This is a genomic window from Methylomonas sp. PHL2-19 (assembly GCF_059331595.1).
The window spans coordinates 540,354-561,335 of the sequence record NZ_CP196839.1 but is presented as its reverse complement, the minus strand read 5'-3'; the positions used below and the strand labels follow the sequence as shown (position 1 = coordinate 561,335).

The 20,982-nt window shown below is 53.3% G+C and carries 17 protein-coding genes; 9 read left to right on the top strand and 8 right to left on the bottom strand.

All coding sequences use genetic code 11. From position 1 onward, the window contains the following. Position 1: 1 nt before the first annotated feature. Positions 2 to 3,127, top strand: a complete 3,126-nt coding sequence (locus ACR02O_RS02585) for an efflux RND transporter permease subunit (protein ID WP_494522731.1) — start codon at positions 2 to 4, stop codon at positions 3,125 to 3,127. Between the two features lie 12 nt (positions 3,128 to 3,139). Next, positions 3,140 to 4,828 carry a BatD family protein gene (locus ACR02O_RS02580; RefSeq protein WP_494522730.1) on the top strand — a complete coding sequence of 563 codons (1,689 nt, stop codon included), beginning with the start codon at positions 3,140 to 3,142 and terminating at the stop codon, positions 4,826 to 4,828. A 55-nt stretch (positions 4,829 to 4,883) separates the two neighbouring features. On the opposite strand, the gene nudE is transcribed toward ACR02O_RS02580, so the two are convergent. After that, complete coding sequence (nudE, locus tag ACR02O_RS02575; protein WP_033157587.1) at positions 4,884 to 5,435, bottom strand: ADP compounds hydrolase NudE; 552 nt, start codon at positions 5,433 to 5,435, stop codon at positions 4,884 to 4,886. 83 nt (positions 5,436 to 5,518) lie between these two features. After that, positions 5,519 to 7,030 (bottom strand): methyl-accepting chemotaxis protein, encoded by a 1,512-nt coding sequence (locus tag ACR02O_RS02570; RefSeq protein WP_319962781.1) that lies wholly within the window; start codon positions 7,028 to 7,030, stop codon positions 5,519 to 5,521. 177 nt (positions 7,031 to 7,207) lie between these two features. On the opposite strand from ACR02O_RS02570, the gene yrfG reads away from it, so the two are divergent. Next, on the top strand, positions 7,208 to 7,864 hold the full coding sequence (gene yrfG / locus ACR02O_RS02565; protein WP_319962780.1) for a GMP/IMP nucleotidase: 657 nt from the start codon (positions 7,208 to 7,210) through the stop codon (positions 7,862 to 7,864). On the opposite strand, the gene rhlB is transcribed toward yrfG, so the two are convergent. Further along, entirely contained in the window at positions 7,803 to 9,143 is a 1,341-nt protein-coding gene (gene rhlB, locus ACR02O_RS02560) for an ATP-dependent RNA helicase RhlB (protein ID WP_494522729.1), read from the bottom strand. The two genes, yrfG and rhlB, sit on opposite strands and share 62 nt — an antisense overlap. Before the next feature lie 101 nt (positions 9,144 to 9,244). Here rhlB and trxA point away from each other — a divergent pair, with 101 nt between their 5' ends. From trxA to ACR02O_RS02535, 5 genes are all read left to right on the top strand, one after another. After that, the gene (trxA, locus tag ACR02O_RS02555; protein WP_033157672.1) at positions 9,245 to 9,571 is read left to right on the top strand and encodes a thioredoxin TrxA; all 327 of its coding nucleotides are present in this window, start codon (positions 9,245 to 9,247) and stop codon (positions 9,569 to 9,571) included. A 174-nt stretch (positions 9,572 to 9,745) separates the two neighbouring features. Next, positions 9,746 to 11,002 carry a transcription termination factor Rho gene (gene rho, locus ACR02O_RS02550; protein WP_033157583.1) on the top strand — a complete coding sequence of 419 codons (1,257 nt, stop codon included), beginning with the start codon at positions 9,746 to 9,748 and terminating at the stop codon, positions 11,000 to 11,002. A 231-nt stretch (positions 11,003 to 11,233) separates the two neighbouring features. Continuing rightward, positions 11,234 to 12,904, top strand: a complete 1,671-nt coding sequence (locus tag ACR02O_RS02545) for an ABC transporter ATP-binding protein/permease (protein ID WP_494522728.1) — start codon at positions 11,234 to 11,236, stop codon at positions 12,902 to 12,904. Between the two features lie 43 nt (positions 12,905 to 12,947). Continuing rightward, positions 12,948 to 14,048, top strand: coding sequence for a glycoside hydrolase family 5 protein (locus ACR02O_RS02540; protein ID WP_494522727.1), 1,101 nt, complete (start codon positions 12,948 to 12,950; stop codon positions 14,046 to 14,048). A 134-nt stretch (positions 14,049 to 14,182) separates the two neighbouring features. Continuing rightward, entirely contained in the window at positions 14,183 to 14,443 is a 261-nt protein-coding gene (locus tag ACR02O_RS02535; RefSeq protein ID WP_033157580.1) for a hypothetical protein, read from the top strand. A gap of 5 nt (positions 14,444 to 14,448) precedes the next feature. On the opposite strand, the gene ACR02O_RS02530 is transcribed toward ACR02O_RS02535, so the two are convergent. Together ACR02O_RS02530 and ACR02O_RS02525 are read right to left on the bottom strand one after the other, a co-directional pair. Continuing rightward, on the bottom strand, positions 14,449 to 14,907 hold the full coding sequence (locus tag ACR02O_RS02530) for a molybdenum cofactor biosynthesis protein MoaE (protein ID WP_494522726.1): 459 nt from the start codon (positions 14,905 to 14,907) through the stop codon (positions 14,449 to 14,451). Between the two features lies 1 nt (position 14,908). Next, entirely contained in the window at positions 14,909 to 15,142 is a 234-nt protein-coding gene (locus ACR02O_RS02525; RefSeq protein ID WP_494522725.1) for a MoaD/ThiS family protein, read from the bottom strand. Between the two features lie 53 nt (positions 15,143 to 15,195). Between ACR02O_RS02525 and moaC the strand changes: the two genes are divergently transcribed. After that, positions 15,196 to 15,684, top strand: a complete 489-nt coding sequence (gene moaC, locus ACR02O_RS02520) for a cyclic pyranopterin monophosphate synthase MoaC (protein WP_033157577.1) — start codon at positions 15,196 to 15,198, stop codon at positions 15,682 to 15,684. Between the two features lie 15 nt (positions 15,685 to 15,699). Here the strand turns inward: moaC and ACR02O_RS02515 are convergent, their stop codons facing one another. From ACR02O_RS02515 to ACR02O_RS02505, 3 genes are all read right to left on the bottom strand, one after another. Next, the gene (locus tag ACR02O_RS02515) at positions 15,700 to 16,281 is read right to left on the bottom strand and encodes a hypothetical protein (RefSeq protein ID WP_445367435.1); all 582 of its coding nucleotides are present in this window, start codon (positions 16,279 to 16,281) and stop codon (positions 15,700 to 15,702) included. A 5-nt stretch (positions 16,282 to 16,286) separates the two neighbouring features. Next, positions 16,287 to 17,105, bottom strand: a complete 819-nt coding sequence (locus ACR02O_RS02510) for a carbon-nitrogen hydrolase family protein (protein WP_494522724.1) — start codon at positions 17,103 to 17,105, stop codon at positions 16,287 to 16,289. A 70-nt stretch (positions 17,106 to 17,175) separates the two neighbouring features. Next, positions 17,176 to 20,976 (bottom strand): YhdP family protein, encoded by a 3,801-nt coding sequence (locus ACR02O_RS02505; RefSeq protein ID WP_494522723.1) that lies wholly within the window; start codon positions 20,974 to 20,976, stop codon positions 17,176 to 17,178. Between the last annotated feature and the right edge of the window lie 6 nt (positions 20,977 to 20,982).

Genomic DNA, 20,982 nt, shown 5'->3' with positions numbered 1-20,982 from the left:
CATGATTAATAGCCTAATAGCAGCCGCTCTGCATCAACGTGTTCTGGTGGCGGTGCTGGCAGTGGCGGTCACGCTCTTCGGCGTGCGCGCCGTGCAGCAGTTGTCGGTGGATGCATTTCCGGATGTTACCAATATCCAGGTTCAAATCGCTACCGAAGCGACCGGCAAATCGCCGGACGAAGTGGAACGCCTGGTCACCGTGCCCTTGGAAATAGCGATGGCCGGCCTGCCGGGTCTGGAAGAAATGCGTTCGATGAATAAGAACGGCTTGTCCTTGATCACCTTAATCTTTACCGATAAGACCGAGGTTTACTTTGCCCGGCAGTTGGTGATGGAACGGCTGATAGAGGTGAAGCAGCAGATGCCGCAAGGCATCAATCCGGTGCTGGGGCCGGTGTCCACCGGTTTGGGCGAGGTCTATCAATACACCTTGGAACGCGACGACGACGGTCAGCGGGCCTTGACCCAGGAGGAATTGCAACAGCGCCGCGAAGCCCAGGACTGGGTGGTACGGCCGTTGCTGCGCGGGATTCCCGGCGTGGCGGAAATCAACTCCCAGGGCGGCTATGTCAAGCAATACCAGGTGTTGGTTGATCCCAACCGCTTGCATCATTACCGGATTTCATTGACTGAAGTATTCGAGGCGCTGGCCAGAAATAACGCCAACAGCGGCGGCGGTGTACTGCCGCATTATGCCGAACAATATCTGATTCGCGGTGTCGGTTTGATTAACGACGTCAAGGACATCGGCAATATCGTCTTGAAGGAAGAAGACTCGGTGCCGGTACATATGCATGACGTTGCCGAAGTCAAAATCGGCCACGAAGTTCGGGCGGGCGCGGTACTCAAGGACGGCTACACCGAATCCGTGGGTGGCATTGTCATGATGCTGCGCGGCGGCAACGCCAAGGAAGTGGTGAGCCGGATCAAGGCGCGAGTGGCGGAAATCAACGCGAAAGGCATGCTGCCGCATGACCTGAAAATTGTCTCCTATTACGACCGTAGCGATTTGGTCGATGCGGCTTTGCATACCGTGACCAAGGTGCTGCTGGAAGGCATTGTGTTGGTAGTGATCGTGTTATTCCTGTTTCTGGGCGATGTGCGTTCCAGTCTGATCGTGGTCAGCACCTTGATCGTCACGCCCTTGGTGACGTTTATCGCGATGAATCAGCTGGGTCTGTCCGCCAATTTGATGTCGCTGGGCGGCTTGGCGATTGCCATTGGTTTAATGGTCGACGGTTCGGTGGTGGTGGTGGAAAACGCTTTTCGTTTGCTCGGCGAACGCAAGGGCCGTGCCACCAGCCGGGTGCGCGTGGTGCAGACCGCAGCGCAGGAAGTGGCGACCCCGGTATTGTTCGGTGTCGGCATCATCGTGCTGGTATTTTTGCCGCTGATGACGCTGCAAGGCATGGAGGGCAAGATGTTCGCGCCGTTGGCTTATACCATTGCGATTGCCTTGCTGATTTCACTGATCGTGTCTCTGACCTTATCCCCGGTACTCTGTGCCTTTTTACTGGAAGGTCACGACGGCGAACATGACACCCGGCTGATTGCTTTCATCAAGCGGATTTATTTACGGATGCTGGATTGGGCGATGGCCAATCGGCTGAAGGTGGTGGGCGGTGCGGTCGGCGTGTTCGCCGCGACCTTGGCCTTACTGCCCTTGCTGGGCACATCGTTCATTCCGGAAATGAAGGAAGGCTCCATCGTGCCGGGCATTAACCGGATGCCGAACATTTCGCTTGAGGAAAGCATCAATGTGGAGATGCAGGCGATGAAAATGGTGATGGCAATCCCCGGCGTAAAAACCGTGGTTAGCGGTGTGGGGCGCGGCGAAAGTCCGGCCGATCCGCAAGCGCAAAACGAGTCCACGCCTATCGTTACATTGAAACCGCGGGAAGAATGGCCGAAAGGCTGGACTCAGGACGATATTGCCGATGCGATGAGCGCGAAACTCACCGAAAACTTGCCTGGCATGCAGGTGGTGATGGCCCAGCCGATTTCCGACCGGGTGGATGAAATGGTCACCGGCGTGCGCTCGGACGTGGCGGTGAAAGTCTTCGGCGACGATCTGGCTGAACTGAAACGCCTGGCAGACGCCATTGCCGGGGTGGCGAACGACGTGAACGGTGCCCGCGATATTCGGGTCGAGCGTTTGACCGGCCAGCAATATTTGAATATTACCGTTGATAGGCAGGCCATTGCGCGCCACGGTTTGAATGCCTCGGACATTCACGATGTCATAGAAACTGCGATAGCCGGCAAAGTGGCTACCGAGATTTATCAAGGCGAGCGGCGCTTTTCGGCGGCGGTGCGCTTGCCGGAGCAATTTCGGAACAATATCGGTGCCATTGATGCGTTGATGCTGACCTCCGCGAACGGCGCGCGCGTGCCGCTGGGCGATGTCTGCAATATCACCTTAAATGATGGTCCGGCCCTGATCAGCCGGGAAATGGGCAAGCGCCGCATCGTGGTGGGGATTAACGTGCGCGACCGGGATTTGGGCGGTTTCGTCGCCGAGCTGCAAAAAGCCGTGGCCGATAAAGTGCAATTGCCGGAAGGCTATTATCTGCAATGGGGCGGCCAATTCCAGAATATGGAGCGGGCCTTGGGGCATTTACAAATGATCATTCCGGTCACTATCGCGGCGATTTTCTTTTTGCTGTTTATGTTGTTTAAATCGCTGCGCTTCGCCGGGTTGATTATTCTGGTGCTGCCGTTTGCATCGATAGGCGGCATCATCACACTGTTTCTCAGCGGCGAGTATCTTTCGGTGCCGGCGTCGGTGGGATTCATCGCCTTGTGGGGCATCGCGGTGCTGAACGGCGTGGTGTTGGTATCGTATATCCGCTCCCAGCGCGAAAGTGGTCTGAGTCTGGAGTATGCGATACGCCGCGGTTGCGAACAGCGTTTTCGGCCGGTGATGATGACCGCCACGGTGGCCTTGCTGGGTCTGGTGCCGTTTTTATTCGCCATCGGCCCAGGTTCGGAAGTGCAAAAACCCCTGGCTATCGTGGTGATCGGCGGCTTGATTAGTTCGACGCTGCTGACCTTGGTGGTATTGCCGGTGTTATACGGCTGGTTTGATGACCGTCCTGATGTTCATAAACCTTTTTCAATGAAGTAAATGATCCATTGTATGCATAGACATAGTTACTCGTGGCTGCTGTATGGCCTGTTAATGCTGATCAGCGCCGCGATACATGCGGCGGAGATTCAAGTAGCGGTTGACCGCAACCCGGTTGGCCTTAACGAATCGTTTCAAATTACCTTTACCGCCAGTGAAGCTCCGGACGGCAATCCGGATTTTGCGCCCTTGCAGGAGAATTTTGAAATTCTCAGTCAGCAGCGCAGCACCAGCTCCTCTTGGGTCAACGGCAAAAGTAGCCGGACTGAACAATGGATAGTCCGGGCGATGGCCAAACAAGCCGGCGAGTTGTTTATCCCGCCGATTGCCTTCGGTGCCGACAGCAGCAAACCGTTGAAACTTATCGTCAACGAAAATACTGCCGCCCCGCAAGGCAACGACGACATATTTCTGGACGTGACCGCTACGCCCGAGCAACCTTATGTGCAGTCGCAGGTGCTGTACACGCTGAAGTTGTTCCGCAAAGTACAGATTACCCAAGCCAGCCTTAGCGAGCCGGAAATTAAGGATGCCTTGGTCGAAAAACTGGGCGAGGACAGCACCTACGCTACCCAAGTCAAGGGCGTGGATTATTGGGTGACCGAGCGCAAATATGCCATTTTTCCGCAACAGAGCGGCGTATTTACCATTGCGCCGCTGATTCTGAATGCCGAATACCTGAGCAATCAACGCCAACCGCGTTTCAACGGCTTCTTCAATCGGCCCGACACGGAAACCCGCCGGGTGGCTTCCAAAGCCATCACGTTGAACGTGCAAGCGGTGCCGGCAGGCTTTAAAAGCCCTAACTGGTTGAGTGCCGAGTCATTAACACTCAGCGAAGCTTGGTCCGACGCGGGCTTGCAAACCAAAGTGGGCGAACCCTTGACCCGCACCCTCACACTGAGCGCGAAAGGCACCACGGTCGGCCAGTTGCCGGAGCTGCTCGATAAAACGGCTATCGACGGTATCAAAACCTATCCCGACCAACCGCTGCTGAAGGAAGATAAGGAAAGCGACGGCTTAACCGCGCTGCGCGAGGAAAAAATCGCCTTCATCCCTTCCAAACCCGGCGAATATACCTTGCCGGCGCTGGACATCGTTTGGTTCAACACCAAAACTCAGAAAACGGAAACCGCGCACCTGCCTAGCGTCAAGCTCACGGCCTTAGCCGGCAGCACGGATGCCCAAAATTCCGCACCGCCCGCTACATCAAGCACGCCGCAAGAGCCGGTAACTAATCCAATGATCACGTCGCCGATTACCGTGACCAACAGCAGCGACACCCGCTTTTGGCAAGCGGTATCGGCGACCTTGGCGCTGGGCTGGCTGCTGACTATTGTTGTGTTTTATCGCCGCCCTTCCGGCAAAGTATCAACGAACAAGCCTGTTGAACGGGTGCCGGAAACCGCTATGGAAAAGACCCTGAAACGTGCTTGTTGGGAAAATAACCCGCAGGCCGCCAAACAGGCCTTGCTGCAATGGGGGAAGGCCGAGTTCGGCGCGGAGAGTCTGGGTGCAATTGCGGCGCATTGTCCCGAGGCACTTCGTGAAGAGATTTTGGCGTTGAATCGCTTGCTATATTCTGGGCGGAATCAAGATTGGCAAGGCCGGAATCTTTGGCAGGCGTTTTCCGCTAAACCCGCAGCGGTCAACAGTAAAGGGAAAAACGACGACGGTTTGGAGCCCTTATTCAAGATTTGAAGTTCGAAGTCGTAGAGGCGCAGAATCTTGCGTCTCTGCGACGATGATTTATAGCTTAGCCGCGCCCGTTCAGATGCGCCAACGCCATATACAAGGCAGCAATCGAGCGGGCTTCACTGCATTCGCCGCTGGCTAGCAAGGTATCGATACTATTCAAGGGCCAAGGTACCACTTGCAGTTCTTCAGGTTCGTCGCCGACCAATTTTTCCGGATACAGGTCTTCAGCAAGAATAATATCTATCGTGTGTTCCAGATAGGCCGGCGCCAGCGATACCCGGTGCAAATGGTGTAATTTGGCCGCGCCGTAACCGATTTCTTCTTTTAACTCACGGTTGGCGGCGTCCAGCATATCCTCGCCGGCATCCAGCTTGCCTTTCGGTAAACCCAGCTCGTAACGATGGATGCCGGCGGCGTATTCCCGAACCAGCAGCACAGTATCTGCATCCAGCATCGGCACCACCAGTACCGCGCCGTGCGAGGCGCTGCGGGCCAGGCGCTCGTATTGGCGGCGCTCGCCGTTACTAAACTCCAGGTCCAGAGCTTCGATGCAGAATTGCCGGGTTTGGGCGATGACGGTTTGTTTGAGGATTTTCGGTCTGTTGGGCATCGGCTCAGCTTCTAAAGCTTGGTTGTTGGTTGGTTTGCTGACGTGGGTTTGCTTTCAATGCCAAGATCGGCGTGAAAGCACTTTCAACTGTTCGCTAACTTAAAAAAACCCACCACGCTTTGCAGTTGTTCGGCTTGGCCGTTCAATTCCTCGGCGGTTGCGGCCATTTCTTCCGAGGCGGCTGCGTTTTGTTGCGTCACTCTGTCCAACTGCCGCATGGCCTCGCTGATTTGTTTGATACCGCTGGCTTGTTCTGCTGACGCGGCATTGATCTCTTGGACCAGGTCCGCTGTTTTCACGATGTCCGGCAGCACATGGCCGATGAGCACCCCGGCTTTTTCCGCAATCGAGACGCTGTTGGACGCCAACTCGTTGATTTCTGCCGCCGTCGTGCGGCTGCTTTCCGCCAATTTACGGACTTCCGCCGCCACCACCGCAAAACCTTTACCGTGTTCGCCGGCCGAGGCGGCCTCGATTGCCGCGTTTAAGGACAATAAATTGGTTTTGTAGGCAATGTCTTCGATCAGCCCGATTTTTTTGGCGATATGTTTCATGGCATTGACGGTTTCGATTACCGCTTCGCCGCCTTGCTTGGCCTCGCTGGCGGATTTGCCGGCCATCTGTTCGGTGACATGAGCATTTTCGGTATTTTGTTGCACCGAGGCGCTGAGTTGTTCGATGGAACTGGTGGTTTCTTCGACACTGGCCGCCTGCTCGGTGGTGGCTTGGCTGATCGATTGCGCGGTTGCGCTGACTTCCTTGGAGGCCGAACTTAACACGTCGGCATTACCCAGAACTTGCTGGACGACGTTACTAAGCTGGTCGCGCATGCCTTTTAAATCGTACAACAAACTGTTGGTGTCGCCTTCCCGCAGCTCTATAGCCACGGAAAGGTCGCCGGCGGCCATGGTATTGACCGCTTCAGCGGCATAGCCGGGTTCTCCGCCAAGTTGCGTCATTAAGCTTTTGGTGATCAGATAGCCGGCAACGCCACCAATCAGCACTGAAATTAGCGCCAGCGTGGTAATCAAATTCACGCTTTGATTGACCGTTTCCTTGGCTTCTAATCCGGATTGTTTCATTAGCTTGGTTTGGAAATCAATTAGCGCGTCCACCGAATCTATATACTCGGTTTGCAACTTCCTGACTTGGGACAGCAGAAAATCCGCCGCTTCCGCTTGCTTGCCATCGCCGGCCAATTTGATGAACTGATCCTGGGCATTTACGTAAGGTGTCCGGGCATCCAACACTTTTTTGAGTGCGGCTTTGCCTTCCGCGCTGCTAATACTCTCGTCGAGTTTATCCAGGTTTTCCTTGATAGCTCGCCGTGCGTCTTGAATACGGGCCAGTTCCTTATCGATGGTGGCTCGGTCTTTGATAATCAGGGTATTGCGCATCGAGCGGGCAATCACATTGATGTTGCCGATGACGTCATTGGCCCAGACTGTTTTCGGAAATTTATCGTTGACCATGTTGTCGATGTTGGACAATAGGTCATTCATGCTGTTGATGCTGATGCCGGCAATCATGGCCAGCAGCAGCAAGACTCCGCTAAAACCCAAGCCTAAACGGGTTCTCACTTTCATGGTACTCATGAATTTAACTCCTTTCGACGGTTGATGCCGTGACAGAACAGATATAAAAGCTTTTAATCCTTTTTCTAGTAGACATCAAGCCTAGCTGAACTTAGGGATTTTCCGGTTAGAATAAAAAACTAATTTAGGCCGTGTTTGGGAATGACAAGCGCTATTGAATGATAGGGATAAACTAAAATGCTCGACTGGAAACAAATCGATACCGTACTGCTGGACATGGACGGCACTTTGCTGGATTTGAATTTCGATAATCATTTTTGGCAGGAATTTGTGCCCTTGCGCTTTGCCGAACTGCACAGCCTGACGCTTGAGGACGCCAAACAGCAGTTGGCGCCGCGTTTCAAGGCCATGGAGGGCAAGCTGGAATGGTATTGTCTGGATTATTGGACCCAGGAATTGGCTTTGAATATCGCCGGATTGAAGCAGGAGTTGGCCGGTTTGATTGCGGTGCATCCACATGTCACCGAGTTTTTGGATGCGGTGCGAGCCAGCGGCAAGCGGCTATTGCTGGTAACGAATGCGCATCGCGATAGCTTGAATCTGAAAATGGAAAAAACCTGTCTGCATGGGTTTTTCGACGAAATCGTCTCGTCGCACGATTTTGGTTTTGCCAAGGAGCAGCAAGGTTTTTGGCAGATCCTGCAAGACCAGCATTTGTTCACAAAGGATAGAACGCTGCTGGTAGACGATAGCGTTGCGGTGCTGACGTCCGCCCGGACGTTCGGCATTGCTCATCTGCTATCGATCAGCAAGCCGGATAGCCGACGGCCGGTTAAGCAGGTTGCTGAGTTTGTGGCGGTGGAGGATTTTCGGGCGTTGATGCCTGGTTTGTAGTGGGAGCGGGGCGGGGCGGCCGGTGCTCTCTGGGCTTGTGCTCTGAACGCGGCGGGCGTTTGTCGCGCGGCATGACCCGTTCGCGCGGCTCGCGGCGTTGGGGCTTGATCACTTCTTCGACCATCAATTCCGCCGTGATGCTTTGCACCGGCACTTTCTCACCGATGTAATCCTCGATGTCCGGCATCGAGTAAGCGTATTCTTCGCAAATAAAACTGATCGCCTCGCCGCTGGCGCCGAAACGGGCAGTACGGCCAATCCGATGTACATAATCTTCGACGTCTTGCGGCAAGTCGTAGTTGAACACATGCGAGACGTCCGGAATGTGCAGGCCGCGCGCCGCCACGTCGGTAGCGATCAGCAGCGTGACCCGGTTTTCCTGGAAATCGTTAAGCAGGCGCTGGCGCTTTTCCTGGGGCACGTCGCCGCTGAGCATGGCTACTTTGTGGCCGTTAGCAGCCAAATAATCGTCGAGCTGCTCGGCGCAGCGTTTGGTGTTGACGAAGACGATGCTGCGCTGCGGTTGGTGGTGCTTCAGCAAGCCCAGTAATAGCGGGATTTTTTGCTCATTGGCAGGACAATAAGCCACCTGATTGATGGCTTTGGAAGTCACTTCCTCGGATTCGATGCGTATCAGCACCGGGTTGTTCATGTGTTCGTAAGCCAGTTCGGTGACTTTATAAGACAACGTAGCGGAAAACAGCATGTTCAAACGTTTTTCCGCCGGCGGCATGCGGCGCAGCAGGAAGCGGATGTCTTTAATAAAGCCCAAATCGAACATGCGGTCGGCTTCGTCCATCACGGTGACCTGGATGTTATCCAAAGTGAAGGCGCCTTGTCGGTAGAAATCGATAATGCGGCCCGGCGTGCCGATAATGATGTCGACATTGCCTTTGATTTTATCCAACTGCTTTTGATAGTCGGTACCGCCGTAGATCAATGCAAATTTCAGATTCAGATACTTGCTCAGAGCCACCGCGTCTTTGTGAATTTGGATCGCCAGCTCGCGGGTTGGAGCGAGAATCAGCGCGCGCGGGTTCTTGATTTTTTCGCTTTCGTCGTTGATCAGATGCTGAAAGGTCGCCAGCAAGAACGTGGCAGTTTTGCCGGTGCCGGTTTGGGCTTGGCCGGCAATGTCCTTGCCGCGTAAGGACAAGGGCAAGGATTTATCCTGAATGGGTGTGCAGTTGATGAATCCTGCTTCTTTCAGACCTTTAATGATGGAGTCGGACAGCTCCAAATTGCTAAAACGTGTTTCCGTCAAATGTGTTTTCTTCATAGCCCGATAGAATAAACTAAAAAGCCGCGCGGTTGAAATCGATTGACAATTAAAGCGCCGCGAAACTATAGTCTTGACTTTGTAAACTAATGGAGAATGGCGTGAGCGACCTAGTCCTTCATGTATCAGACGCTGATTTTAATGAAACTGTGTTGAAAGCCGGTGCGCCGGTGTTGGTCGATTATTGGGCAGAATGGTGTGGTCCATGCAAAATGATTGCCCCGGTTTTGGATGAAATTGCATCCGAATATCAAGGCAAACTCACCGTTGCCAAGCTGAATATCGACGAAAACCCCAAAACCCCGCAGCACTACGGTGTGCGCGGCATCCCGACCTTGATGCTTTTTAAAGGCGGTGAAGTGGAAGCGACTAAAGTCGGCGCCTTAACCAAATCCCAATTGGCTGCGTTTATCGATAGCAACATATAAATCAAGCCGAATCACCGGATTTATTAAAAATGTTTTTGATAAGTCCGGTTATTGCGCTAGAATTTTCCCCGCTTGCTTCTTCGCATTCTGATCGTCCTTAACAAATCCAACAACTACCTGCCGCTGTAAACAGCACTCTGCTGTTTTGCATTTCTTTCATTTCCCTTAATCAACATGAATCTTACCGAGTTAAAACTTAAACAAGCCACTGAAATTATTGCAATCGCTGAATCCTTGGGTCTCGAAAACATCGACAGAGCCCGAAAGCAGGAATTGATTTTTGCGATTTTGAAGAAACAGGCGAAGAGTGGGGAAGATATTTTTGGCGATGGGGTTTTGGAGATATTGGCGGACGGATTCGGTTTTTTAAGAACACCGGGTTGCTCCTATTTGGCGGGCCCCGACGACATTTATGTATCGCCCAGCCAGATCAGACGTTTCGGTTTACGCACCGGTGACACCGTTAGCGGCAAAATCCGCCCGCCGAAGGAAGGCGAACGCTACTTCGCGATGTTGAAGGTCGAAAGCATCAACTTCGAATCGCCAGAACAATCCAAAAACAAAATCTCCTTTTCCAACCTGACACCGCTGTTTGCCAATAAACGTTTCCGTTTGGAGCAAGGCAACGGCACCAGTGAAGATTTAACCGCCCGTATCATCGACTTGATTGCCCCTATCGGTAAAGGTCAGCGCGGCCTGATCGTCTCGCCGCCGAAAGCCGGTAAAACCATGATTATGCAAAGCATCGCCCATGCGATTGCCGAGAACAATCCCGAGTGTTATCTGATCGTACTACTGATCGACGAGCGCCCGGAAGAGGTGACTGAGATGGAGCGTTGCGTGCGCGGCGAAGTAGTGTCCAGTACCTTCGACGAACCCGCTACCCGCCACGTACAAGTGGCTGATATGGTCATCGAGAAAGCCCGGCGCATGGTTGAACACAAGCACGACGTGGTTATCCTGTTAGACTCGATTACCCGTCTGGCCCGTGCTTACAACATGGTAGTGCCGTCTTCCGGCAAATTGTTGTCCGGTGGTGTCGACGCCAATGCGCTGGAAAAACCCAAACGTTTTTTCGGTGCGGCGCGGAATATCGAAGAAGGCGGCAGCTTGACCATCATCGCAACCGCGCTGGTGGAAACCGGCTCGCGGATGGACGAGGTGATCTTTGAGGAATTCAAAGGCACCGGTAACATGGAGTTGCACCTTGAGCGGAAAATCGCTGAAAAACGTATCTATCCAGCGATTAACATCAACCGCTCCGGCACGCGCCGCGAAGAATATCTGGTCGATCCGGACGAACTGCAAAAAACCTGGATTTTGCGCAAAATCCTGCAGCCAATGGACGAATTGGCGGCATCCGAGTTTTTGCTGGGCAAACTCAAGGACTTTAAAACCAACGCCGCATTTTTCGATTCGATGAAGCGCTGAGCGCAAAACCTCTGTACCGACGAGCGCTACAGCGCTCGTCACAAACTCGTCAAACATCCCCACCGCTGTTTTTCTCTTTTTTGTCATAAAACACAGAAGCCTAGACTCATTCTGATGCGCAGCCAGCAGCGCGCCAGCACATTTGATGGTTGTCGATGCGATTAATTTTGTTATATTGCGCGACGACCTTAAACGAGGAGTATGGCCTTGCGAACAACCAGCAAATTTTTTATGCAATTCGTCCGATTAGCCGGCCCCTTCTGGTGCTCGGAAAATAAGACAACCATTCGGACCTTATCGGCGTTTTTGGTCGCGTTAACAGTGGCGCAAATTGCGGTGTCGGTCATTATTACCGAATGGAGCGCGGATTTATTCGATGCCTTGGAGCAGCGCTCTATGTCGAGGCTGTTTACCCAAGTTGGGTTGATCGTCTTGATTTTTATCGCGAATATGGCAATCACGGCGACCCATTTGGTCGTCAAACGTCGCTTGCAACTGAGCTGGCGGGGTTGGTTAACCGATAAATTGATCGGGCAATGGATGCGCGACGGCCGGCATTATCTGGTTACCCACTTACCGGGTCAGCACGATAATCCTGACGGACGCATCGCCGAAGATGTACGCATTTCCACTGAATACGCCATCGATCTGTTACACACTTTCTTTTACTGCGTGCTGTTGTTGACCAGTTTTACCGAGATCCTGTGGACCTTGTCGGGGACCGTTACGCTAAATCTAGGTTTGGTCGAAATCCCGGTTCAAGGCCATTTGGTCTGGTTGGCGCTGATTTACGCTGCTAGCGCATCCACGCTGGGTTGGTGGATAGGTAAGCCGCTCACCATGGCTACCGACAATAGACAGACTGTGGAAGCCAATTTCCGCTTCGCGCTGGTCAAAGCCCGGGAGAATGCGCAAGCCATTGCGTTGATCCACGGTGAGCGCCATGAAAATCCGCATTTTCATCATTTATTCGGAAACATTGTCGATGCCTGGAATCAGCAAACCCATGCCTGGCAGCGGATCACCATGTTTAGTTCCGGTTATTCGATATTGTCCATGGCATTTCCTATCTTGGTGTCGGCGCCGCGCTTTATTCTGGGTACGATCAGTCTGGGAGCGTTGATGCAATCCGCACAGGCTTTCCAGCAAATGGTCGCGGCTTTGTCATGGCCGGTGGACAACATGGGTAAGGTTGCGGAATGGCGGGCCTCTGTCGAGCGAGTTTTGGGATTGAGCAAGGCCCTGGAGCAATTGGAACGCGAAATAGCCAAGCCCGACCCCTATCGGATTCGGTTGGTGAAAAGCGACAAATCCGTATTGGCGTTTCGCGATTTATGCATTTCGCGTTTGGACAGAATCGTTTGCGTGTCCACTCTCAATGAAGAAATCAAGGCCGGAGAGCGGGTGTTGATTGCCGGCAATGCGTTTTCCGGTAACAAGCTGTTCAAAGCCATAGCAGGTCTGTGGCCATGGGGCGAAGGCATAATTGAATTGCCGGATGATGAAACCATGTTTTTTATGCCGCCGCGTCCTTATCTGCCTACCGGTACCTTGCGCGCGTCAATTTGCTACCCATCCAACCCCTCCACTTTCGATCAACAGATACTTGAAAATGCCCTTCAACTGGCCGGTGTGAAAGAGTTGGAGGAACAGCTCGACCAGGTTGCCGATTGGGAAAAGAATCTTGAGCGCGAACAACAACAACGCTTAGGCTTGGTGCGGCTGTTGTTGCATAAACCCAAATGGATATTGATGCAGGAAGCCTTTGATTCGCTCGACCCTGAAAGCGAAGTGGACATGGTCAATCTAATCCATAAAAGGCTCACGGATTCCGCTGTCCTGACCATCACCAAGGTGCCCAATATACAGGCTTTGTACCAGCGGCGGATTACGCTCTGCTAACGGGAAACGTGCTCTAAGGCGTTTTGTTACCGGGACTATCCGGATGTCTGCCAATAAACTGCGCGGGGTCAATCTGGGCGGATGGTTGGTTTTAGAAAAATGGATGACGCCCAGTTTGTTTGTCGGGTTGAATGCCAGGGACGAGACCAGTTGGTGCGTCGAATTGGGCCGCGAAGCCGAAACCCGTTTGCAGCAACATTGGCAAACCTTCATCACCCGCGCCGATGTTGCCTGGTTGGCGCAAGTCGGGATCAATGCGGTACGCATCCCGGTTGGCTATTGGCTGTTCGCAGCCGATTATCCCTATCATCATAGTTTCGGCGCAGTGCGATTTCCTTTTGTCGGCGGCGGCATGGAGGTGCTTGACCGGGCTTTCGATTGGGCTGAAGAATTTGGCTTAAAGGTTGTTGTCGATCTCCATGCCGCGCCCGGCTGTCAGAACGGTTTCGATAATGGCGGCATCCAGGACGTTTGCGAGTGGCATACTCAAAACAGCTATATCGACTATTCCCTGGAGACCCTGGAGCGATTGGCCCAGCGTTACGGCAAACGCGCTGCATTGCACGGAATTGAGATCTTAAACGAGCCGCGCTGGGATGTGGATACTGAACTGTTGAAACGTTACACCGAAGCCGCTTATTGGCGCATTCGCCGCCATTGTCCGGCCGAACAGGTGGCGGTAATATTTCATGATGGTTTCCGGTCGTTTCGCGAATACGCCGGTTTTTTACAGTCGCCCGAGCATGGCAATGTGATCTTTGACATACACCGTTATCAATGTTTTGTGCAGGACGATATCGACAGGAATATTTATCACCATTTGCAAAAAGTGGTTTGCGATTGGAAAGCAGAAGCTGACGAGATTATCAGCGGCCTGGGTTTGCCGACCTACGTCGGCGAATGGAGTTTGGGGTTGGATGCAAAACTGGCGGCGCTTTGGGCCGAGGGGCTTTTCGATCATGTCCATACGCAGATGGACGACATGCAGTTCGATATCGCTTGTCGCGGTTACGCGGCCGCCCAGCTGGCCGTGTTCGAAAAGTATCTGGGCTGGTTTTTCTGGAGTTATAAAACCGAGAATATGCCGCAATGGAATTTTCGGGAATGCGTCGAGCGTGGCTGGTTACCGGGTAAGTATGCTTGACGCTTGGGGCGATTGTTAAAATATTTGGTATTTTAAGTGGGGGATTTGCGTTCTGGAACGTCTTACTATTAACAGCATCATAGCAATCATGCCGAATGGGTATGCTTTAGCCGATAATGATGATTAGGTGTAATATGAAAACAAGACGATCTCGAACCAAATTGGACAAAATGTCGCCGGAAGCCTTGGATGCCTGCTTCCCGTCGGCGCGCTATTTTCAAGTTCACTTCGAATATCTGCATGAAACCATCAATGAACTGAAACAGCAGCTTACTCAGTCCAACCAGCAAATTGCCGAACTGCAACAGCAGCTACAAGCCCAGTCGTTGGCCGAAATGCCAACGGTAAATTATGCTGCCGAGACAAAGTCCACGGGTAATTTGCGTCAGTCTTAACAAACCTAAGGTTGCTTTAGATAGCCGTCACTGTTCTTTTCGACCCAGCGTATTTGCCCGGATTCCAAGGTTTCCCGTTTCCAGAACGGTGCCTGGCTTTTCAAGTTTTCCATAATGAAGCGGCTGGCGTCAAAAGCGTCACCGCGATGCGCGGACCACACTGCCACCAGCACCAGCGTATCGTTGGGCCATACCTCGCCGATGCGATGGATCAGCAACACCTCCAACAATTGCCACTGGCCTTGGGCTTGTTCGACAATACGCTGTAATTGTTTTTCGGTCATCCCTGGATAATGCTCCAGGTACATACCGCGTACCTCGTCGCCTTGATTAAAGTCACGCATGGTGCCGACAAAGACACCGGTGGCGCCGTATTTGCCGGCCATGTCGACCGCCAGGGCTTGAAAATCGGCCAGTTCTTGCCAGGGGTCGAAAATCTCGGCACTAAGTTTGATGGTACTCATTTCAACCTCCGGTCACCGGTGGAAAAAACGCCACGTCGTCGCCGTCGCTAACCTTGGCATCCAGACCGACGTACTCCATATTCACCGCCGCCAACAGCGTCTCGGGTATGTCCATGTGTGGATTAGCGCGGTGCCAGACCTCGAGCACTGTCAACGGCGCATCGATTGTTAGCTCGTCGTAGCTGCGGCCGACGCGATCCTTCAAGCTTGCAAAGTAAAGCACTTTAATCGACATCTTTATTCACCCGGTAATACAATGCTTGGCTGATTCCACTTGCCTAGTATGCCATGTCCCATTCGCCGCTCACTCATTTTAATGCCGCCGGAGAAGCCCATATGGTGGATGTCGGGGATAAGGCCATCACCCAACGTCAGGCGGTTTGCGAGGGGTACATAGAGATGCAGCCGGAAACCTTGGCGTTGATTGTGTCCGGCACCCACAAGAAGGGCGACGTACTGGGCATCGCCCGCATTGCCGGCATCATGGCCAGTAAAAAAACCGCCGATCTGATTCCGCTCTGCCACCCATTGCCGATCAGTCATGTCGAGCTTAGCCTGCAAGCCCAAACCGACTTGAGTCGGGTCTATTGTCAAACCACAGTGAAGACTACCGGCCAAACCGGCGTGGAAATGGAAGCCCTCACCGCGACCCAGATTGCTTTGCTGACTATTTACGATATGTGCAAAGCCGTGGATCGCGGCATGACGATTCAAGGGGTGCGCTTGCTGGAAAAAAGCGGCGGCAAATCCGGGCACTGGCGACGGGACGACGCTTAAATCAAGCCTTGCCGCTTACTCGTCGGCCTTCTTGTCAGGCGGGCGGTTGATGATTTTTTCGTCTATGGCTTTGTGTAGCAAACGAATCAGTTCCGCCGAGCCATCTTCGCCAAACTCCAAGTCTTGCGGTTTTGTCAGGCTGGCGTTGACGGTTAAGCCACGCCGCTCTTCTTTCAACTTGATGGTGTATTCGGCTTCGTCGTAATCATTATTCAATAAAGCGCGCAACAAGCCGACATCCTTGCCACTGGTGTCGGGGTCATAACGCACCTGAAAGCGTTGATCTTCCTGGCTTTTATCCAGCACTTCGATATTGCTGATTTTTAGCGCCGTGGCGACCATTTCCCAAGCCCGGTCGGGGCGGGTTTTCAAGGTCAGCACAGGCTTGCCCCCTTCGTCGGTAAACGCCATCAAATCGGCCAAAGCCGACTTAGGCTTTAAATCGTCGGCAGCCACTGCCGGCTGCGGATTGGTATGTTCTATCGGTAAAACCGGCGGCAGTTCCAGGTGATGGGTGTCGCGGTATTTGTCCGGCGCATCCGCGCAAGCTGTCAGCAACAGGCAAGGCAGGCCGTAAGTCAGCGTTCTCAACCACATAAGGCTCACTCGCAAAAAAAGCGTCTATGTTCCAGCACCGGGAAAGACAGGCGGGTTTTTTCCAGGCGGCTTTTATCGATTTCGGCGCTGACAAAGCCTGGGCCGGTTTTGTAACAATCCAGTACCACGCCCCAAGGATCGATCACCATGCTGTGACCGTAGGTTTGCCGGCCGTTCATATGAAAGCCGCCTTGGTTTGGCGCGATGACGTAGCAGAGGTTTTCGATGGCGCGGGCCCGCAACAATACTTCCCAGTGCGCGGCGCCGGTTTTGGCGGTAAACGCGGAAGGGATCACCAATATATCCAGGCCTTGCCGGGTCATAGGCCGGAAAAATTCCGGAAAACGTAAGTCGTAGCACACCGCTACGCCTAGCCGGCCAAACGGCGTATCGATCACGCAGGAGGCGTCGCCGGCTTCGACGGAGTCGGATTCGCGGTATTCCTCGGCGGTATCCGGTACGCTGACGTCGAATAAATGCACTTTGTCGTAACGGGCGACTCGCTCGCCCTGCTCGTTGTAAATCAAACAAGCCGCGCGGACTTTATTGGGAGCAGTGGCTTGCATCGGCATCGTGCCGCCTATCACCCATATGTCGTATTTTTTGGCGGTGGCGGCCAGAAAATCCTGAATAGGGCCGTTTCCATCCTGCTCGCTGACTTTAACCTTGTCGTATTCGTTCATACCCATGATGGCAAAGTTTTCCGGCAAGGCTACCAGTTTCGCACCGGCTTTCACGGCTTCGGCGATCTGTTTCTCGGCTTCAAGCAAATTGGCGCTGACTTGCGGTCCGGAGGCCATCTGGATGGCGGCACATATGGTCATGAGGTGTCCCTGATTTTAATTGTTTTCGATAGTTTTAACGGTTGGGGAGCTGTTTATTCGGCAGAGCGGTTCATTTGCTCAGCGACTCCAGCCAGCCGCCGGTTAAGCCGCGCCAAGCCTTTTGCACCAAGCCGTCTTGATCGTGTAACGGCGTGACCTCGACATTGCCCCAGGGCCCGGCGAGTTTGTATTGCGAGCCGAAAAAATAACCTTCTTTGTAATCGTCAGTCACCACTTGGGTAATGACGGCAGCGATACCGCCCACGATTGTACCAGCAATCGGCACCGCCCCGGAACTCTTGGGCACGACGGCAACGCGGTGGTCCATGGTCTTTTTTACTAGGTCGGCGGTCCCGGCTATGCTGAGTTTCGCCGATACCGCGTCGATTAATAAATTGTCGGTATAGGCTAAGCCGTTGCTGATTTTGAAGTCGCCGGTAATCTGATCAAAGGCCAAGCCCTGGCGGTAGACGTCGGTAAAATCCAGGCTCAAGCGCTTGGCCCATTGTTCCATCGCGATCAAGCCCAGCAAGCGGCCAAAGCCCGGCTCGATGCTGGAAATGCGGCCGTCACTGAACTTCAGCTGCATTTGCCCGGTCAGGTTGGCCGCTGAAAATTGCTGCGGGGCGCCGCGCCAGCCGCCGTTGAAATTGATTTCGGCGTGTGTGCCTCTCAAGTCGTCGGTAAAACCTAGCTGCGACAGAAACAAGCCGAAACCGTTCATGTTCAGTTTGCCGGTTAATTGCGTCGAACTGCCACCGACCAGTTTGATCCAGTCCGCACTGAAATCTATCGTACCGGCCACGCTGGCCAGTTGCACGTGTTTGAAATGAATGCCGTTGATCAGCCGCTCGGTATTCAGCTTCAAGCTACCCAAATCCACGCCGCGCCATAGCAGTTGTTTGCTGTCGATCTCGATCAAGGGCAAGTCGGTAACGACGTCTTCTGCCGCGTCGAAATTCAGGCTATCCATCGCCGACAAATTCAGATAATCCATTTGCAGCTTGATGATGTTGGTGCCGCCGCGCTGGTCGGGGATCGTCAATTTGCCACGTGCCATCGCGCTGTCCAACGTGGCTTGCCAAGCTTGATTGATATGCTGCAACCGGCATTTTAGCGCGCCGATGTTCTGGCCTTGCCAGATCAGTTGCTCGGTATCCAGAATAACTTCTTTTAACGCCGGCAAACGTTGCTGGGTTTCGTTGTCGGAGAATGCGGCAAGCGCGTCGGACAATTTGAATTGCGGCTGATTGATTTCCAGCTTCAACCCTGCCGGTTCGTAAAAGTCCGCCGAGTTCCGGCCGAACACTATATGCCCGGAATGGAGTTGATTTTGTTTGCCGTCGATCAACAGCGCAGCGTTCAACTCCTTGCCGTAAGTAATTTTTAGTGGCAAGTATGGGCTGTTGTTAAAAATAAAGCTTAGATTCAATGCTTGCTCTTGATCGGCCGATTTGGCTAGAGCATCCTGGGTGTTGATCGTTACGCCCTGTAAGTTGCTGTTAATGCTCAGGGTGGACGGCTTAGCCGCATCGTAAGGCAGCGTCAATACGGTTTGATAATTCAAGCTGCCGTCGGCAACCTGGTTTTTCAGGAAACTGAATTGCTTTTCCAGGCGCTGGATGTCGGTGGTACCGTCTATCAGGATTTGCGTGGCGCTGGCATCGCTTTGCAGGATGGCATGTATCAGATAACCCAGGGTATTGCCTTCCAGGCGGTTGCTGCTGACCCGGTCTTCGGTAAAACGCAGCACGCCGCTGATGTCGTTGACGGCCAGATCGACGGGTTTGACCAGCAAGCGGGCCTTATCCAGATGCGCATCGACTTTGACGGTGGTCGGCAGCGTTTCGTAGTAAGCAATTTTCAGATCCAGATCGACCTGAGTATGGCCATCCGGGGCCAACACTTTAGCCAGCGGATCGATTTTGGCGCGTAACGGGGTTTTTTGTAGATACTGCAAGCTTTGCGGCAGCTTGCTCTGCACCTGGCCTAACACGTAAACATAATCGCTATTGGCCAGGTCAGGAATTGAAACCACGGCTTGATTGATGTCGACATTTTCGCTATGGCCGCCGTTAATCGCCACGTTCAGATCCGCACCGAGGAATTGCACATCGGCATGCACCGCACGCAAATGCGGCCACAGGGCGTTGAACTGAATTTCGCCGTCGTCTATCTCAAACACTACTTCAAATAGGCCGGGACCGTTAGTGAACGGGAAGTCCGCTAATCTTCCGTTCAAGCGCATTTCGCCCTTGTCGATATGCCCGCCGATAAAAGCATCGTCCAGCCAGGCTACCGCATCCTTGCCCATGATTTTGGCCGGCAGGTATTGCGGTACGTTACTGATGTCTTTGAAATTGTCAAAACGAGTGCGCATATCAATGACAGCGCTGTCGTCATTCTTGGGGATGCTGAGTTGCAGATGGGTCTGCGTGTGGAAGGCTGCGCTGTCCAGTTGCAGATTTTCGCTGGCGATTTGCCAGTCGCTGTCGGTTTGCCGCCAGTTGATTTGGCCTTGTAAACGCGGGACGTCCAGGCTACTCCTAAACATTTGCGGCGCATTGAATTTGGCGTTTGTACTGTCGAATATCAGTTGCCCGCCCTGGTCACCGGCAATGATCGAGCCGCTTAGCTCTTGTAATTGCGGCACGTCGCCTTGCGCATCGTTGCCCAGTTGGCTGAAATGGCCGTTGAGCGCATAGTGTTGCTGATTACTCTCAGCGTAAAACGACAGATCGCGCAAAGTGCCGCGTGGATTGAGTGACAGCCATTTAGCCCAATCGGTTTGCTCTGCCGGTAGAAACGGCGGAATCAAATGCATCAAGGCTTGCAAATTCAACTGTTTGATCACGCCGCTGAGGTTGCCTTGCGCATCTTGCTGTAGATAGAGCTCGGCATCCCGCCAGCGCTGATGATTGGCGAAAACGTTGACGTCGTAGGCACTCCAACGTTGCCGGCCGTTTTGCTCGGTCCAGGCCAGATTGCCTTCAAAGGTATCGAGTTGCAGCGGTTTGCCTTGCTGTCTGCCGAGTTTAATCTGTTGGCCTTGCAGATAACCGCTAACTTGGTAAGGCATCGAGTCGCGCCATTGGCTCCAGATCCGCATATCGCCCGAGCCGGATTCCAAATGCAAACCCAGCGGTAAATCCTCGATCAGCCAAGCCGGCCCTTGCAGATTGCTGCCTTCCACATAAATTTGGCCGTTGATGCCATTGGCCTGAAAGATATTGCCGTCAAGCCGGGCGGAAATGCGCAAGTTATCGCCGTATTGCTCCGGTAAACTGCTAACTAGATGGATCTCGTGGCTTTGATCCAGATAGTGGTTTTTGATCAGCAAATCGAAGTGTTCGACAGTCACCGGCGGCCGATGCCGCTTCAGATCCTGCCACGTCACCTGGCTTTGCAGGATCTCGTATTTGCCGCCTTGTAACAGCCACAGCGGTTGTCCGTCGCTGCTTTGCAGGCCTTTGATGCTGAGGCTGCCGTCCTCATTACGCAGAATATCCAGTTTGGCGCCCACCAGCGTCACCCAACTGGCGGCCATAGGGTCCTGGGTCAATAGCCATTCCAGTAAATCGATACCAATCCGAACTTCTTGCAAACGGATAGCCGGTTTCGCCCCGGCTTCGGCGCCTTCGATAGCGATTTCCCGCAACAATAATTCCGGGCTGAAGCCGCGCATATTTGCGCCCAGTTTGCCGATATGCAGCGGAATGCCGGTGGTCTCGCGGACTTTTTGTTCCAGCGTGATGCGGTAATCGGCAATGTCGATCAAAAAAACCCGTACCGCGCTCAAGACGAGGGCAATCGTGATCAGCGACCAGAACAACAGGTGTCGGGTAGCCCGGGTAACGTGGTGAATAACCAAAATAGC

Coding starts and splice junctions, on each gene's coding strand:
- ACR02O_RS02585 (WP_494522731.1), top strand. CDS start 2: ATGATTAATAGCCTAATAGCAGCCGCTCTGCATCAACGTGTTCTGGTG.
- ACR02O_RS02580 (WP_494522730.1), top strand. CDS start 3,140: ATGCATAGACATAGTTACTCGTGGCTGCTGTATGGCCTGTTAATGCTG.
- nudE (WP_033157587.1), bottom strand. CDS start 5,435: ATGCCCAACAGACCGAAAATCCTCAAACAAACCGTCATCGCCCAAACC.
- ACR02O_RS02570 (WP_319962781.1), bottom strand. CDS start 7,030: ATGAGTACCATGAAAGTGAGAACCCGTTTAGGCTTGGGTTTTAGCGGA.
- yrfG (WP_319962780.1), top strand. CDS start 7,208: ATGCTCGACTGGAAACAAATCGATACCGTACTGCTGGACATGGACGGC.
- rhlB (WP_494522729.1), bottom strand. CDS start 9,143: ATGAAGAAAACACATTTGACGGAAACACGTTTTAGCAATTTGGAGCTG.
- rho (WP_033157583.1), top strand. CDS start 9,746: ATGAATCTTACCGAGTTAAAACTTAAACAAGCCACTGAAATTATTGCA.
- ACR02O_RS02545 (WP_494522728.1), top strand. CDS start 11,234: ATGCAATTCGTCCGATTAGCCGGCCCCTTCTGGTGCTCGGAAAATAAG.
- ACR02O_RS02540 (WP_494522727.1), top strand. CDS start 12,948: ATGTCTGCCAATAAACTGCGCGGGGTCAATCTGGGCGGATGGTTGGTT.
- ACR02O_RS02535 (WP_033157580.1), top strand. CDS start 14,183: ATGAAAACAAGACGATCTCGAACCAAATTGGACAAAATGTCGCCGGAA.
- ACR02O_RS02530 (WP_494522726.1), bottom strand. CDS start 14,907: ATGAGTACCATCAAACTTAGTGCCGAGATTTTCGACCCCTGGCAAGAA.
- ACR02O_RS02525 (WP_494522725.1), bottom strand. CDS start 15,142: ATGTCGATTAAAGTGCTTTACTTTGCAAGCTTGAAGGATCGCGTCGGC.
- moaC (WP_033157577.1), top strand. CDS start 15,196: ATGTCCCATTCGCCGCTCACTCATTTTAATGCCGCCGGAGAAGCCCAT.
- ACR02O_RS02515 (WP_445367435.1), bottom strand. CDS start 16,281: ATGTGGTTGAGAACGCTGACTTACGGCCTGCCTTGCCTGTTGCTGACA.
- ACR02O_RS02510 (WP_494522724.1), bottom strand. CDS start 17,105: ATGACCATATGTGCCGCCATCCAGATGGCCTCCGGACCGCAAGTCAGC.